General features: G+C 36.4%; 14 protein-coding genes and 2 pseudogenes. 4 read left to right on the top strand and 12 right to left on the bottom strand.

What is annotated here, in order from left to right:
- Positions 1-401: 401 nt before the first annotated feature.
- Complete coding sequence (gene rsgA, locus ACWNMY_RS18300) at positions 402-1,457, top strand: ribosome small subunit-dependent GTPase A (RefSeq protein ID WP_449539688.1); 1,056 nt, start codon at positions 402-404, stop codon at positions 1,455-1,457.
- A gap of 83 nt (positions 1,458-1,540) precedes the next feature.
- Here rsgA and ACWNMY_RS18295 read toward each other — a convergent pair whose 3' ends face one another.
- Together ACWNMY_RS18295 and ACWNMY_RS18290 are read right to left on the bottom strand one after the other, a co-directional pair.
- Complete coding sequence (locus tag ACWNMY_RS18295; protein WP_449539687.1) at positions 1,541-2,191, bottom strand: FusB/FusC family EF-G-binding protein; 651 nt, start codon at positions 2,189-2,191, stop codon at positions 1,541-1,543.
- A gap of 145 nt (positions 2,192-2,336) precedes the next feature.
- Complete coding sequence (locus tag ACWNMY_RS18290; RefSeq protein WP_449539686.1) at positions 2,337-2,606, bottom strand: CD3324 family protein; 270 nt, start codon at positions 2,604-2,606, stop codon at positions 2,337-2,339.
- A 563-nt stretch (positions 2,607-3,169) separates the two neighbouring features.
- Between ACWNMY_RS18290 and ACWNMY_RS18285 the strand changes: the two are divergent.
- Positions 3,170-4,557: pseudogene (locus ACWNMY_RS18285) on the top strand (alkaline phosphatase).
- Between the two features lie 55 nt (positions 4,558-4,612).
- Here the strand turns inward: ACWNMY_RS18285 and ACWNMY_RS18280 are convergent.
- Both ACWNMY_RS18280 and ACWNMY_RS18275 read right to left on the bottom strand, forming a co-directional pair.
- Positions 4,613-6,003, bottom strand: a pseudogene (locus ACWNMY_RS18280) (IS3 family transposase); the annotation flags it as partial.
- Between the two features lie 38 nt (positions 6,004-6,041).
- Positions 6,042-6,167, bottom strand: coding sequence for a hypothetical protein (locus tag ACWNMY_RS18275; RefSeq protein ID WP_449539685.1), 126 nt, complete (start codon positions 6,165-6,167; stop codon positions 6,042-6,044).
- A 121-nt stretch (positions 6,168-6,288) separates the two neighbouring features.
- Between ACWNMY_RS18275 and ACWNMY_RS18270 the strand changes: the two genes are divergently transcribed.
- Positions 6,289-6,909 carry a hypothetical protein gene (locus ACWNMY_RS18270; protein WP_449540484.1) on the top strand — a complete coding sequence of 207 codons (621 nt, stop codon included), beginning with the start codon at positions 6,289-6,291 and terminating at the stop codon, positions 6,907-6,909.
- A gap of 119 nt (positions 6,910-7,028) precedes the next feature.
- On the opposite strand, the gene ACWNMY_RS18265 is transcribed toward ACWNMY_RS18270, so the two are convergent.
- The 8 genes from ACWNMY_RS18265 to ACWNMY_RS18230 form a co-directional block, all read right to left on the bottom strand.
- On the bottom strand, positions 7,029-7,340 hold the full coding sequence (locus ACWNMY_RS18265) for a hypothetical protein (protein WP_449539684.1): 312 nt from the start codon (positions 7,338-7,340) through the stop codon (positions 7,029-7,031).
- A gap of 340 nt (positions 7,341-7,680) precedes the next feature.
- A complete protein-coding gene (locus ACWNMY_RS18260; RefSeq protein ID WP_449539683.1) occupies positions 7,681-8,466 on the bottom strand; it encodes an SDR family oxidoreductase in 786 nt (261 codons plus the stop codon).
- Positions 8,467-8,716: 250 nt separating this feature from the next.
- Entirely contained in the window at positions 8,717-9,640 is a 924-nt protein-coding gene (locus tag ACWNMY_RS18255; protein ID WP_449539682.1) for a DMT family transporter, read from the bottom strand.
- A 152-nt stretch (positions 9,641-9,792) separates the two neighbouring features.
- Positions 9,793-10,395, bottom strand: coding sequence for a TetR/AcrR family transcriptional regulator (locus ACWNMY_RS18250; RefSeq protein WP_449539681.1), 603 nt, complete (start codon positions 10,393-10,395; stop codon positions 9,793-9,795).
- A gap of 17 nt (positions 10,396-10,412) precedes the next feature.
- Positions 10,413-11,132 carry a GTP pyrophosphokinase gene (locus tag ACWNMY_RS18245; RefSeq protein WP_449539680.1) on the bottom strand — a complete coding sequence of 240 codons (720 nt, stop codon included), beginning with the start codon at positions 11,130-11,132 and terminating at the stop codon, positions 10,413-10,415.
- Between the two features lie 179 nt (positions 11,133-11,311).
- Positions 11,312-11,434 carry a hypothetical protein gene (locus ACWNMY_RS18240; RefSeq protein ID WP_449539679.1) on the bottom strand — a complete coding sequence of 41 codons (123 nt, stop codon included), beginning with the start codon at positions 11,432-11,434 and terminating at the stop codon, positions 11,312-11,314.
- 175 nt (positions 11,435-11,609) lie between these two features.
- Positions 11,610-12,578 carry a hypothetical protein gene (locus ACWNMY_RS18235; RefSeq protein WP_449539678.1) on the bottom strand — a complete coding sequence of 323 codons (969 nt, stop codon included), beginning with the start codon at positions 12,576-12,578 and terminating at the stop codon, positions 11,610-11,612.
- A 125-nt stretch (positions 12,579-12,703) separates the two neighbouring features.
- Positions 12,704-14,005 (bottom strand): MFS transporter, encoded by a 1,302-nt coding sequence (locus tag ACWNMY_RS18230; protein WP_449539677.1) that lies wholly within the window; start codon positions 14,003-14,005, stop codon positions 12,704-12,706.
- A gap of 129 nt (positions 14,006-14,134) precedes the next feature.
- Here ACWNMY_RS18230 and ACWNMY_RS18225 point away from each other — a divergent pair, with 129 nt between their 5' ends.
- On the top strand, positions 14,135-15,367 hold the full coding sequence (locus tag ACWNMY_RS18225; RefSeq protein WP_449539676.1) for a helix-turn-helix domain-containing protein: 1,233 nt from the start codon (positions 14,135-14,137) through the stop codon (positions 15,365-15,367).
- The last annotated feature ends 55 nt before the right edge of the window (positions 15,368-15,422 follow it).

The raw sequence follows: 15,422 nt of genomic DNA, 5'->3' as shown, positions 1-15,422 counted from the left end.
TCGTAGTAAGGACATCTTAACATAAAGACTAGACCTTAAACAAAAGGCACTTTAGGTCCAATGATGGAGCTTGTAAAACATTCATGCAAAAATGTCCTCAATTAAAATTATTTACAAAAATTTCTTGACTTGTTATAATTATCATATTAAATAATGAACGGAAAGAGAGGGATGTATTATGAAAAGCATTGTATTGGTACTTGTATCTAAATTGAATATTCATACACAGCCCTCTTGTGAACGATACTGATCGAAAGAAGTTACTTCTTTTGAACCCTAATGTTACCGTGGGCTGTGTGCTCACGGTTTTTATATGTCTCAATTTATTGAGAGAATGGACCGTATTTGTGTACGGTCCTTTTTTATATCTAAAATTAGGATTCAGTTGGAGGAATTTAATAATGAATGTAAAACAACTAGGTTGGAATGAAACTTTGCAAGAAAGCTTTAAGAACTATGAATTAGATGGATTCTCAGTTGGAAGAGTAGCATTAGAACATAAACATATGTATCGTGTAATTACAACAAATGGTGAAGTTTTGGCGGAAGTATCAGGAAAGTTTCGGTTTGAGGCAATCAATCGAGAAAGTTATCCGGCAGTTGGCGATTGGGTTGTTTTGTCAATTAGAGAAAATGAAGGAAAAGCAATCATCCATGGGGTCCTCCCGAGATTTAGTAAGTTTTCTAGAAAGGTAGCTGGAAATGTAACAGAGGAGCAGATTGTGGCTTCAAATGTAAATACAGTCTTTCTCGTAAATGCATTAAACCATGATTTTAATGTACGTCGTATTGAGCGATATTTACTAATGGCATGGGAAAGTGGAGCAAATCCAGTAATTGTTTTGACAAAGTCAGACCTGTGCCTAAATATTGACGAGAAGATCAATGAGGTAGAAAATGTTGCGTTTGGTGTTCCGATACATGCATGCAGTGTAAAAGAAGACATCGGTATCGAGCAATTGAGAGTTTACTTCGATGATGACAAGACGGTTGCTTTGCTTGGCTCCTCAGGAGCAGGAAAATCCACTTTAACAAATGTGCTACTTGGTGAAGAGAAACAGCTTGTACAGGATGTTCGGGAAGGTGATGACCGCGGAAGGCATACGACAACACATCGTGAGCTTCTTCTATTAAAAACAGGAGGAATCATTATTGATACACCAGGAATGCGTGAGCTTCAATTATGGGAAAGCGATAATGCCTTAAATCAAAGCTTTCAGGATATTAAAGCAATCGCAGAAAATTGTCGTTTTCGTGATTGCAGCCACAAATCTGAGCCTGGCTGTTCCATCCAATCTGCCATTTCTTTAGGCATGCTCGATGAAAATCGATACCAAAGCTATGTTAAGCTTCAAAAAGAACTTGCGTACTTGGAGAGAAAAACAGATAAAAAAGCTCAAATCGCTGAAAAAGAAAAATGGAAAAAGATAACCAATGGTGTAAAAAAGAAAAGATAGAATTCTCAATTAAGGATTCAAACAGACCATTTTCCTATTTCGGAAAGGGTCTGTTTTTTATAAATATATTATTTTTTTCATGGTCAGATTCCAAGTGAGTCTCTTAGTATCGTTGATAAATAGGCAACATTCGTTATTTTCTTATTGCATTCGTTACTATCTGCACAAATAAGATTGCCGATAGCCTTGTAATAATCAGGATTATTTGACTTTTTTGCTTTTGTTACGGTAGAAAAATAGGCAACCTCACCAAAACTTTTACACAATGAACAAATATTCTTTTTGCTAGTCGGTGCAAGTTCGCATTCAATCCCTACCAAATTTCCTTCTAGCTCGTATACGATAAATGTCTTATTATACCTTAGATCGTTCCAGCCTAAATAGGTCACGTGGTTGTGGTCGATATTCGAAAAATCGGGCAATTTTAATTTTTTATGTTTCGGAAATATCTTCTTCAATTGCTGCTCTGTGATTTTTGGAAAGGGTAGCATATAGTCCGAAAGACTCTGAATATATTGGTCATATTCTTTATCTGTTTTCAATCTGGAAATGTCCAGTATTTCTTGTTGCTCCACTGATACATTTGGAAAGATATCCAGGATGTTAGTATTAGCTAAACCAATTGCTGCAGCTAATACGTTTTGGGGGACGTTCTTTTTGGTGCTATCCTTAATAAAATCAATCTGTTTTTTTATAAAATTCAATTGTTCATTTTTAATAAACTTTTCAATCATTGCTATTTCTCCAATCCTTTCTACTGGCATATCTACTAACCTATTTTACACAATCCAGCCATTATCAAAAATGGAAAAAATGATTCAGAAACGTTTTTTACATAGAAGAAGCACTGATGAAAAGAAGTTCACCAGTGCTGTTCGCCTACTTTTTATGTGAATATACAATTTTCTTAATGGTTTCAGTCGAAAGGTAATATTCATCAGCCAGTTGCTGGATATCGCTGCCGTTCATAAAAGCTTTTCGAATGTTCTCGTTACGGCGATCAAGTTTCTCTCTCCCACCACTCGATGTTCCCCATTTCTTGTACTCTGTTTCCAGCTTCGGTATATAAAGGGTATCCCCCTGGACATACTTTTGAATTTCTATTATAAGCTTTTCAGGTAAGACTTTGTTTGCATTTATATATTTCACTTTTGCCCGCACTCCTTATTTTGATTTAGGAAAAATAAGGTGCAAAGCCAAATTAGAAGAAAAGCTTGCAAAGCGATAAAATTAAATGTTTCGCCCCATGCAAAGTATCGCCTTTCCAATAATAGGCTTTGCATGAGTGTGAGAAGTACCAGATAGTCTTACAAGATTATCCAACTGTAAGCACCCCCTTTAGATAGAATTATAGCGGAATTTATTTATAATTGAAATGGAGGTATTCCTTTTTTTGAAACCTATTAGAATAATAAATTGGAAATTAGATACGGATAGGTAAATTCCTTCTTACAAAATATTTAAGAATTTGTAAACAAAATACACACACATCCTCCTATTGCTTTTTCATACTTTCTCCATCCGCTATATTACTCCTAAAATTTGTAGTTCAGTGCTCATAGCTTTAATCCAATAATCATGTTTGTTTCCTTGTATGTTAGTTCCTTTTTACTGTTATTACCGATTTACAAAGTCCACACTTGTCTTTAATCAAACATTAAAACTACCAGCCTATACTCATACTTGAAATAGATTATGAGGAGGAATAATGGATGCGCAAAAAGAACATGAAGAAGAAGCTTTTACCATTAGCTGTTTTATCTGCGGTTACAATTGGTAGTTTAGGAGGTGCCTTTACGACTGCAGAAGCAAAAGGGCCAAGTGATAACAACGCAAAAATTAAGAATGTCATTTTCCTTATCGGAGACGGAATGGGAGTTTCTTATACGTCTGCATATCGATACTTACAAGATAGTCCTGATTCAAAATTTGTAGATCGTACCGTACTAGATCAATACCTGGTCGGTCAACAAATGACGTATCCCGAAGACCCTGAAGAAAATATTACTGACTCTGCCTCAGCAGCAACAGCAATGTCTGCTGGCATAAAGACATACAATAATGCAATTGCTGTGGATAACGACGGTTCTGATGTAAAACTGTCCTGGAGGCTGCGAAAGAACAAGGCAAAGCAACAGGACTTGTCGCGACTTCAGAAATAACGCATGCAACTCCTGCTTCATATGGCGCACATGACCACAGTCGTCAGAATATGAACGCGATTGCTGAAGATTATTACGATGACTTAATAAACGGTGAGCATAAAATTGATGTTCTGCTTGGTGGTGGATCAGATTTATTTGTTCGTGACGATCGAAATATTGTTGAAGAGTTTAAAGAAGATGGTTTTAGCTATGTTACGAATAAACAAGAGCTTCTAAAAGATAACAATGAACAAGTCCTTGGTCTTTTCGCTGAGCGTGGCCTTCCAAAGATGCTTGATCGCGCGGAGGATGTTCCATCATTAGAAGATATGACTACTTCAGCGATTAACCGTTTAAACAAGGACAAAGACGGATTCTTCCTTATGATTGAAGGAAGTCAAATCGACTGGGCGGGGCATGACAATGATATTGTTTCAGCGATGAGTGAAATGGAAGACTTTGAGAAAGCCTTCAAAGCTGCGATTGAGTTTGCAAAAAAGGACAAGCATACATTAGTTGTAGCTACCGCGGACCACTCTACTGGCGGTTATTCAATTGGATCTGATGGGATTTATAACTGGTTCGGCGCTCCGATTAAAGCTGCAAAACGTACTCCAGACTTTATGGCACAAGAGATTGTAAATGGTGCAAAGGTGGAAGACGTGTTGTCTAGCTACATTGACCTTGATCTTACTACTGAGGAAATCAACTCGGTCAAAGATGCTACTGCTACTGGAAAGCTAGTTGCTATTGATAACGCAATTGAGAGCATCTTTGACAAACGTTCCAATACTGGCTGGACAACTGGTGGACATACTGGTGAGGATGTCCCAGTATACGCATTTGGACCTGGTGCAGATCGTTTCGCTGGACAAATTGACAATACTGACAATGCAAAAATCCTCTTTGATATTCTTCAAAAAGGGAAAAAGAAACCAGTCATTAATGATAAGTAATATGGGATATGAACTGCCCCCTGTCAAGTAGACAGTGGAAATAATAAAAAATGACCTAAGCGGCTTTAGCTCTATATTCCATAGGGCTGAGGCCGTTTAGTCGTTTTTGATATCTATTATGATTATAGAAAAATATATACTCGTCTATCGCTTTAGATAATTCTTCAAAAGTCCCATACTTACGCAAATAATACTTCTCGCATTTAAGCGTTCCCCAAAATGATTCCATAGGTCCATTATCAATGCATCTTCCAACTCTGGACATGCTTTGTGTCATCTCTGCCTTGTCTATTCTGCTTTTGAATCCGTTAGAAGTGTATTGGAAACCACGATCGCTATGAATAAGTGGATGGTCTCCATCCAACAATTGTGTAGCTTGATCGAGGGTCTTAAAAACAAGTTTATTGTTATTTGAATGTCCTAATACATAACTCACAATCGATCCATCATATAGATCACGAATAGCGCTTAAATAGGCCTTCTTTGATGTTCCATATTTAAATTCCGTGACATCAGTTACCCATTTTTCATTTGGTTTTTCAGCCGTGAACTCGCGGTTTAATACATTTTCTGCAACATGTTGAGGGATAGAGTGCTTATAACGTTTCTTCTTTTGCCGGATGACAGACTGTATACCAGCGACTTTCATTAGTCTATAAAAACGTTTGTGGTTGAAGTTTTGCCCAAGTTTTCTATTAATGGTCATCGTCATTCTCCGATATCCATAGATGCCTTCTACCTCTTCATGAAGGTCTTTCATCTCTTTAATAATTTCTTCATTCTGTAGTTCCCGTTCAGAAGGAGTACGCTTTAGCCACTTATAGTAAGCTGCCCGTGTAATACCAGCGATATCACAAAGTAACAAGATGCTTAGATTTTCTTTCTCATGAAGTTCCTTAATAGCGATGTACTTGTCCTCAAATCGGATTTGGCTTATTTTCGCCTCCTTTCGATCTCCTCTAACTTTTTTAAGAACAAATTCTCCGCACGCAAACGTTCATTTTCTCTTTCTAACTTTCTCATCTGTAACTTGATCTTATCCTCTGGAGTTAACTCAGTTTCTTCTTTTTTTCTACCACGATTATCCTTAAGCGCTTCATCTCCACCATTTTCATACTTCCTAACCCATTGATATACCTGTTGATAGGATACTTCATAAGCCTCAGCTGTTTTCTTAAAATCCTTCCCGTTCCCTATACAATCCATTACTATTTCAATTCGTTCAACCCAAGTAGTTTGTCTCCCTTTAGTCATAGAGCTCGTCCTTCCCTTCGACGTATCCTTTAATTCTCTATGACTATTATACTTGGAAATCCACCTCTGAAGGACACTTCTACTTGAAATTTCATACTTTCGAACAATCTCATATTGTGAATATTCCCCCGATGTGTAATCTAGAACAGCGGCTAATTTCACCTCTTTAGAATAGGACTTCCAGGTGCTAGAGTATTCAAATCCTTTTTCCCCATCTTTATCAAATATCTCTACCCATTTATATAAAGTAACTTTAGGTATTTGATATCTCTCGGTGAGTTCTTTGTATAATCTTCGTTCTTATAAGCTGTTACTACTTCATACTTAAACTGACTAGAATAGATTTTATTGGACATAAAAAACTCCCCCTAAGGTAAAACAGATTATATTTTTTAATCTGTCTACCTAAGGGGGAGCATATCAACTTGACGTCAGCCTTTCTTTTTGACAATGGAGGGATTTCAATTGAAGAAATATATGGTACTTTTACTCTTATTCACTCTTATTCTAGTAGGTTGTACAAACCAAGTATCAATTAATACAAGTAAATCGGTTGCAAATGAGACTGACTATCTGAATGACTATGCAGCAAATCCACAAGTTCCTGATGACCGTACACTTCTTGAAGCTGGGCAATCTATCTTAGATGAAAAAGGCGAAATTACCTTAAAAAGAATCAAGCAGGTAAATGAAACATATGAAATCGGTCCAATCAAGATTACGATTCGGGATATGAAGCTTATACACTTACGGCCTGATTATAGTCTAATCGATTACTTTCATGTATTAACACATAAGGAGGAGTTTGATTTTGTGAAGGTATTTGTTGAAATTGAAAATACGTCTTCTGAAGAGGTTAATTTTGCTCCAGTTGCCCTGCTGAATTCAAATACAGGTGAGACATTCGATTGGGAGAAGGATATATACTTAGAGGATTTAAATGGTGTAATAGAGGGGAATTCTTCAAAAAAAGGCAATCTTGGCTTTATCCTCAAGTCATCTGATAACCTCGAATCCATTGAAATCACAACGAGTGATGTATTTGACCAGGATGAAAAGAAAATTACGAATGCGCAAAAGGTTACACTTGAGTTTTAACTTAATTAGTAGCCGACTAGGAACACTTCTATCGGTGGTGAGTGACTAAGCTCAAACACGCTAAGGCGCATTTGATTAAGAAAGCGCCTCCCTCAAAACGGGAAGGCGCTTGATTTATGTTACATAAAATACTCCATTACACCATACACAACCATGCATAGCAAGGACCCAACTAAAAAAGGATTAACCCTTAATGTTAACTTGTCATTTCGGGGCTTGTAGCTACCTAGAAATGTATTAAAAACAGCAACCTCGGAGTTTTTTGTGAAAATATCTCCTGATGAGCCGGTTAAGAATGCAAAGAGAACAAAGAAACAGGAGCCAAAAAACATGGTCGTTAACAGATTATAGTCAAAATAAAGGGATATTCCAAAGAGAATCGCCACCTCAACGGCAGTAACTAGCAGTGAATACGTCATAAATCGTACCACAATCATTCCCCCCTTCCCCATGCAGTCATTACCTTATCTACGAATAAGAGCGAGAAAAGTTTCGGAATATTATATATTATTATATTCCTCAATTTCCTTATTTAGTCCAACGAACAAAAGCGCAAGCGCCTCATATGAGGAACGTCAACTAAAAGCTGCCACGTCCTGTGGCAAACGTCGACGTCAGTACATCCTGTGCAAGTCCGACAAGGGCACCTCGAGGGGCTTGGCGCTGAAACTAGATGTCGGAATAATTATCCATAGTTCAAAAATTTTATAAATTCCCATACAATAAAAAAAGCCTGAACCAGGTCTTTCTGGTTTCAGACTTCATTACTTTTTATATCGCCTTCACCATTCCACCATCAACCAGGAAGGATTGACCCGTCATATAAGAATTTGCGTCTGACGCTAAAAATGTGACGAAGTTTGCAAATTCTTCTGGTGTACCATAGCGTTTCAATGGAATTGTTTCCTTAAACATTTTTTCAACTTCTTCTATGGACATGCCAAGTTTCTCCGCATTCACACTGTCAAGATGTGTAACACGATCTGTTGCAATTCGTCCTGGTGCGACTGTGTTGATAAGAATATTATGAGGCGCCAATTCCTCAGCAAGCGTCTTTGATAAGCCAACAATTCCTAGCCGGAATGTATTCGATAAAATCAAACCAGGAATTGGCTGTTTGATAGAGGAAGAAGCAATATTGATGATTTTCCCACCTTTTCCCTGCATATATGGAAGAATGCCTCGAATCATACGAATATAGCTTAATAGATTTAATTCAAACGCATCTTGCCATGCTTGATCATCCAACTGATCAAATGTACCAGCTGGTGGACCACCTGCATTGTTGACCAGAATATCAATTGTTCCAAATGTATCAACTGTATGCTTAACTAGCGCATTAATATCTTCTGTTTTCGTGATATCTGTTTGAAGATAGGAAACGGCAGCCTTGTTGTAACATGTTAGCTCTTCTTGAACCGTTTTTAATTTTTCCACATTTCTGCTAGCTAACACAACTTTTGCGCCTTCTTTTACAAGCTGTGTAGCGATTGCCTTTCCAAGTCCTTGACTTGATGCAACTACAATAGCTACTCTGTCTTTTACATGTAAATCCATATGTAGGTCCCTCCTTAGATTCTATATGTCTAGCTTACCTTTTGCTGTCCGTCTTAGCAATTGTTGCTAATTCTGTAACATTGTAATCAGCCAAATTAACATTGTTATTCCTATTAGATTTTTTCTAGTAGTACCATGTTTTTGGATATTTGTGCTAGTTATCAGTAAAAACATGCCTTACAAACCAAATAAATATTCTATTCTCACGAATACAGGCCAGCCTCCCAGTAAGAATGCTGACCTTACATATCTATTTTGCTACTGTAACGCCAACCTGCTTATCACGTCGCGGTTTTCTCTCAAACAATTCTGTACCTAACAATACCCCACATACAATTAAAAGAAATCCTACTAATTGGATAAACTTAAATTCTTCACCTAGAAATAAGACTGATCCCACTAATGAAAAGAATGGTGAAAGATTTAAGAAAATCGCAGTTTCCCCTGGACCAATTTGTGAAATTGCAAAATTATAACACAAGTTTCCAATACCCGTAGATAAAATGGCGGATGAAAGGAAAATAAGCCATAAGTAAGTAGGGCCACTTCCAATGCTGCTGATTACCTGATACTCCATTCCAAAACTCAGTACAGTCAGAAATCCTGCTCCCATTAACAATGCATAACAGGTAATTGTTTTTGTACCTAATGTATAGGAAGCTTTTCTAATAAAAATAAAACTAAGCGCCTGGGCAATAACGGATAAAAACACTAAAAAGTCACCGCTCGAGAGCTTTGTAAAAGAGCCCCCACCCACTACTAAAATAAAATAGATTCCGATAATTCCTAGTAATACACCGCCTATTTTCAAGAATGTCATTTTTGCTTTAAGAAGAAAGACGGCTAAAATGTTAGTAACTAGCGGAATTAATGCAAGAATTGATGCACCGTTGGTTGCACTTGTATGTACCAACCCTATTGAAAGCAAGGCTTGATGACCAAAGATTCCTGTAAGTGCACTCAGTGATACATATCCTAATTCGTGCAGGTTCATTTTTTGAAGGTCTTTTTTCATGTATAAAAACACAAAAATAACAAGACCCGCTGCAAAAATCCGTAGTGCTGTAATAGTTATTGGGGGAAAGTTTTGAACAAGAAGCTTAATCGCAACGATATTAAACCCCCAGGCCATCATTACAAACAGCAATAATCCATATAAATAGAGTTTCCGCATGTCACCCATCCAATCTCACATTCTCAATGGACTATATTATACTCTATTACACGTAAAAAAAGGGTCGAATCCCTTTAAAATTATGTAAAGCCTTGAGAACACAAAAATCCGGCAAGAAACATCAAGAACGCCTTCTGCCGGACTCATCCTATTCAATGGGAAAGTCCCTTTTTCAACAAATTTATTTCTGTTTTGAAGTGCCCCAACGCTGCCTCTGATGTAAGTTCGTGTGCAAATGCATGAATTAAATTTCGTAACATCACAGATGTAATAATCTGCATGATATGGAATAATTCCTTATCGTCCGTAAAATTTAAGTTACTGGTATCTATTCGCGAACGTAGTGCAATAAAATTTTCATTTATTTCATGTTCACTCGTCATTCGGTCAAATGTGCTTTCAATTTTATGGGTCATGTTAAGTAATGCGTTCTTTAAGAATGTCAGGTTTTCATCTTCTTGCAAAAGTAAATCAAAGAAGTCGACAAAGGTAGGAAATATATTACCATTATAATTATCTAACATCGTAAGAAATTCCGTCTTCTTTTCCTTTGCAAATTCACCTAATAAAAAGAAAAAGGCATCCTCTTTATCTTCAAAATATTGATAAAAGCTACCACGCGGAATTTTAGCAGCTTTAATAATATTTGAGATGGAAGCGTCAAATAAGGGAACTCGCGAAAATTCCGTTTTTGCCGCTTCAATAAGTGTTTGTTTTTTGTCTTCAGGTAAGTTGAAAAACGTAATCTTCGGCATGTCACCTCTCCCTTTCGCTACTTTCTAATCGATGCCAAAAAATCATAAGGCAGGAGTATTTTATCTTCATTACTGAAGAGGTCTTCCTTCCTTGAAGTTTCTTTTAGTTTGTTCATCTCTTGTTGTAGTTTTTCCATTTTTTTATCCAAATGAGACGCGGTTATGGCTGCTTCTTTTAATTCATCCTTAATATGCTGTGGAATTTCTTTATTGTATTTATAGTATATTTTGTGTTCTAAGCTTGCCCAAAAGTCCATCGCAATTGTACGAATTTGTATTTCAACAAAAATATGTTCCACTCGATCTGACATAAATACTGGAACTTGAACAATTAAATGAAAACTTTGATACCCATTTGGCTTAGGATGTGTTATATAGTCTTTACATTCAATGACAGTTACGTCCTTTTGTTTTTGAAGCATTTCACTTATTTTATAGATATCCGAAATATAGGAGCAAGTAATTCGAATCCCTGCAATATCACGGATATTTTCTTTTATAGAATCAATGGATAATTCATATCCTTTTCGATGAATCTTATTTAAAATACTTTCTGGAGATTTTACACGAGATGTTATATGTTCGATGGGATTGTAATCATGGATATACTGAAACTCTTGTTTTAAGATATTAATTTTTGTGTTCATTTCTTCTAATGCAAATTTATATGACATCATAAAACGCATGAGTTCCACTTTTAGTTCTTTAAATTGATTGATTGTTATATCAACAGACATTTTGTTCTCCCTTAGGTTAGTTTCACTATTAAATGCGGCTTGACGTATTTTTTCCCAGATTTTTTCGAGCTTGCTCGAAAAACTTCCTTTGATAATCTGAGGCATCCCTCGGAGGTTTCTTTATTCTACGAAATTATTAACTTTATAATTGATCTCTTACTAAGAACAAGATGGAACTTCTACCTCAATAAAGTTACAGGTTTCTTACAGATCGTAGCTTTAACACCTAGATCTTGTAACCGTTCTACAAGCTTTCGCAGCCTTTCTTTGTGTTGTTCCTTAGTACCCTCTACTTTTAACATGACATCATGTCACCTCACTATCGCAATCATAAACGACACATTGTCATTTGTAAATGAATTATGACATATTGTCATAATTTCTACACAAATTAAAAAGGTTCAAGGAGTCATACGTAAATCAAAAAAACTCCCTTCTCATTGATGAGGAAGGAGTTTTTTCTGAATTAAGCAAAATCTAAATAATTCCCTCTACTGTATGTACATCTTCAGCTTCCAGTAACCTAGTATGCTCATCAAAGAGTTCTCTTGCAAATTGGCATATTTCCTCTATATCAATTGTCTCCCACTTTTCAATCCGTTTTTCAGCAACTGTATCAAAGAAATGGTTCGAAAATCGTTTTAGTATGATATATGCTGAGTAATTGTGCGGGTTCGGGTTATTTACTGCTTGGACAAGTAATTTTTCAAAGAAATCAAGATTTGAATAGTAGATTATCTCAACAAGCTTTGCTCGATACTCTAAGTCAGGTCCCTTCAATTTTGGAAATTGCTCATAATCGCTGAAATGCTGTGCTTCGTGCTTTAGAAACGATACATGAAACGCGTCTGTATCTAGCTTATCGAAATAATTAGGCAAAACGCAGTACAACGCATCCTTTCCTGCCCAGCCACCTGCATATACCTCTCCAAAAGTGGCAAAGTGCAACCAACTGATCATCAGAAAGTCATCCAAAAAGCGTACCTCAACCTTCTTTGTTGCCCCAGGAAGGTCGACTATATACTCTTTTTTGTACTCGCTTTTCCAAATAAACGGCCCATAATGAGGTTGAACCTTTCCACCTAAAAAGGAATAACCCTTTTCGTTAAAAATAACTTTTAAATTGTCCTCAGTCGTTTTCATGTTCGTTCCTCTTTGACCGATGGGTAAATAATGATTTAATTTTTCAAGTAAACGCCTTTCTGCTTCCAAACGGTCGACTCGATTGGTTAACACAACCTCAAAATACTCCCGATATGTATTGATTATATGTTTAATCCATGTATCCTCATGTTCAATCAAAATATTCTTTTCTTCCTTAAAAAAACGGTTTTCATATTTCTCCACTAGCTCAAGTTGCTCTTCCGTCTTAGGAACTAGTGTTTTTAAATATTCGTACGTTTTAATCACATTGCCTTCAACGCATTGATGAAATAAATGTTTCACCTGTATTCCCCTATCAAAAATTGATTTTTGAACTATTCAAATTCTACCATAGATATTCCTTCCACACATGAAAAGGAGTGAATTTCTAACACGAAATCCACTGCCCCATTATATACGTATTTACGTTATACAACTGTTCCTGTTTTTTGCGCGACGGCTTCATTCTTTCCAAGGTCCGGATGAGCTTTTCGAACAACACTCGGTCTAGCTAAGAATAACACTACCCCAATTAATATAACTGCAGAAGTAATGAGAATATATTGCCCTGGTAATACATCGTACAGATAGCCAAAGATAATCATACCCAATGGCATTAACGCAATGGACATTGTCTCTAGGATAGAAAATACTCGGCCCTTATAATCGTCATCAATAAGCTTTTGCATCATAACTTGTAGCGGTGTGTTCACCAAAATTATGGTTGAACCGAATAAGAACATTAGAATGAAATAAAAGGTAAACACAGTCCAGTATGACATCGAGAATAGTAATGGAATTGACATTAATCCCATAATAACACCTAACCCGAGTATTCCCCGCTTAGAAAACAGGAACGGATATTTTACTTCTTTTCGAATTGAGAAGTAGATTGAGAACAACAACATGCCAATAGCAAATGCTCCTTGTGTAAAACCAAAATGCTGGGACTCCAGTTTTAATTTTTCAATTAGAATAAACGAGTAACCTACTTCAAACGCTCCAAATAGGAAGTTTATGATTAATGAAATCCAAATCATAATCATAATAACTTGTTTTGTTTTTAGATAGGTAATCCCTGCTTTGATGCTCTGCCATACTGTTTCGTTTTGATCTCCCTCTGCTTGTTTCTTACGTTTAGCAAAGAGAGTAAAATTCATTGTTGATTCAAGTATGACAGCTATCACAGATGCAACAATATACATCACTAAAAATAATTCCATGGAGACTGCACCATACAATAGCCCACCGACTGCAGGACTACCAATTGCAGCAAAGGACATTGAAATCTGGTTTAATGACATTGCTTTTTGAATCCTCGCTTCATCCACTAACCCTGTAATCGATGAAGTGAAGGTTACCCCAGTAAAAGAAGTAGCAATGGAGAGGACTACGGTTGTAGTATAAATCGCAACCAATGATAACCCATAGGTGAGACTCACTACTAACAGTCCGGCAATTGCGGCAGTAGTGACAAGTTGTGAAATAATAATAATTTTCTTTCTTGAATATTTATCTGCTGCATACCCTGCGAGTGGTGCGACGAGTGTTCTTGGTAAAAGGTTACAGATAAGGTTTGTGGCAAAGCTTGTTGCTGACCCGGTTAGTTGTAGAATATAAAAGCTGATTGCAAATGCGTATACTTGTGCGCCAAATGAGGAAATGATTTTACTAAATGTGAACGTATACAAATGATACGTTGCCCTTCTAAGCTTTTGGGTTTCATTCATGTTAATTCCTCCGCTTTCGGGAAAGTTTAATTTAATTAAACAAATCATACCATACATATTACTTTCCATTCAATAAAAAGTTTAATATAATTAAACAAAATAACAAAAATAGGGGAGTGCCTACTACACATGCTTGGTGAACGTATACGTAAATTGCGAAAACAGAAGAAACTTACCCTTGAAGAGCTTGCAGGAACAAAGCTCACAAAAGGCATGCTAAGCCTGATTGAAAATAATAAAGCAAATCCTTCCATGGAGAGCCTATCCTATATTGCCGAACGATTAGAGATTGACCTGTCACAGCTCTTACATGAGGTTAATTTCGATGAATTACGTGATGTGTTAGACGAGGCTGAAAAACTCTTCGCTCTTGATTTTGAAGATCAGCCTGATAAATACAAAAAACTATTACAGCTGATTGAACCGTTTGTAACTAAATTAAACACGGGATATGTAGCAGCAAGATTGTTAGAGCTCTATGGATATTGTCTTTACTGGGAGAAAAAAGTTGATTGGCAAGAACCACTTAATCGAGCAGCTCTTCTTTATGATCAAATGAATATAACCACAAAGAGAACTAGTATAGGTATTTTTCGTGGAATCGTTTATTTGATTGATAAGAAATATGAAAAAGCATTAGAGACAATTCTTTATGAGCGAAATGAAATCGAACAGAAGCATGCGTTTATAGATCCAATTTCAAGATTAGATCTTGATTATCATGAAGCAATCCTTCAATTCGCAGTGGGTGATACTCACTCAGCAAAACGTGTTATGGACGAGGCAATTTCATTTTCTCAACAAAACAAAACATTTTATTTAATTGATGATTTATATAGACTTGCTGCTGCTTATGCAATGATGGCAGAGGAATGGGAGTTACATGATTACTATCTAAAGAAATTAAAGCAGTACGCTGAGTTCTCAGATGATGAAATGTCCAAGGCCTCATATCAACTTTTTTATCTTGAATCTTTAAATACGGTGAAACGAGATTACAAGCAAGCTCTCGAAATCATTGACAAGTCGTTAACTGAAATAAATGTTAATCCACAATTAAAATATTGGCTCTATCTTGAAAAAGGGAAGGCATTACATGGATTAACCCTTTATGAAGAGGCGATCGAATTCTTTGACCAAGTTCAGATCCCCACATTCCATCACCATCCATTTGATTTGTCTCAATTTTATTTAGCAGAAACGTATAAAGCCCTTTGTTATTACGAACTCGGCAACACAACAGAAGCCATCTCTGCTGCCAAAAAAGCCGTTGAATTATTTGATCATCTTCCTGATTCTCCATTTAAAGAGTTTAGTTTTCAAACGTACCATACTCTTAAAACCGAGAGTTCAGAATACTAAAACAAATGTAAAAAAGGTATTTTTCTAACCCGAGAATCGGAAGAAAAATACCTTT

This window comes from Ferdinandcohnia sp. Marseille-Q9671 (assembly GCF_976954385.1).
Note: the sequence above shows the minus strand (reverse complement) of the source record. Positions and strands in the feature narration are given on the sequence as shown.

Excerpts from the sequence above, each read along its gene's own strand:
- rsgA (WP_449539688.1), top strand. The coding sequence starts at position 402 with ATGAATGTAAAACAACTAGGTTGGAATGAAACTTTGCAAGAAAGCTTT.
- ACWNMY_RS18295 (WP_449539687.1), bottom strand. The coding sequence starts at position 2,191 with ATGATTGAAAAGTTTATTAAAAATGAACAATTGAATTTTATAAAAAAA.
- ACWNMY_RS18275 (WP_449539685.1), bottom strand. The coding sequence starts at position 6,167 with ATGTCCAATAAAATCTATTCTAGTCAGTTTAAGTATGAAGTAGTAACA.
- ACWNMY_RS18270 (WP_449540484.1), top strand. The coding sequence starts at position 6,289 with ATGGTACTTTTACTCTTATTCACTCTTATTCTAGTAGGTTGTACAAAC.
- ACWNMY_RS18260 (WP_449539683.1), bottom strand. The coding sequence starts at position 8,466 with ATGGATTTACATGTAAAAGACAGAGTAGCTATTGTAGTTGCATCAAGT.
- ACWNMY_RS18255 (WP_449539682.1), bottom strand. The coding sequence starts at position 9,640 with ATGCGGAAACTCTATTTATATGGATTATTGCTGTTTGTAATGATGGCC.
- ACWNMY_RS18250 (WP_449539681.1), bottom strand. The coding sequence starts at position 10,395 with ATGCCGAAGATTACGTTTTTCAACTTACCTGAAGACAAAAAACAAACA.
- ACWNMY_RS18245 (WP_449539680.1), bottom strand. The coding sequence starts at position 11,132 with ATGTCTGTTGATATAACAATCAATCAATTTAAAGAACTAAAAGTGGAA.
- ACWNMY_RS18240 (WP_449539679.1), bottom strand. The coding sequence starts at position 11,434 with ATGTTAAAAGTAGAGGGTACTAAGGAACAACACAAAGAAAGGCTGCGA.
- ACWNMY_RS18230 (WP_449539677.1), bottom strand. The coding sequence starts at position 14,005 with ATGAATGAAACCCAAAAGCTTAGAAGGGCAACGTATCATTTGTATACG.
- ACWNMY_RS18225 (WP_449539676.1), top strand. The coding sequence starts at position 14,135 with ATGCTTGGTGAACGTATACGTAAATTGCGAAAACAGAAGAAACTTACC.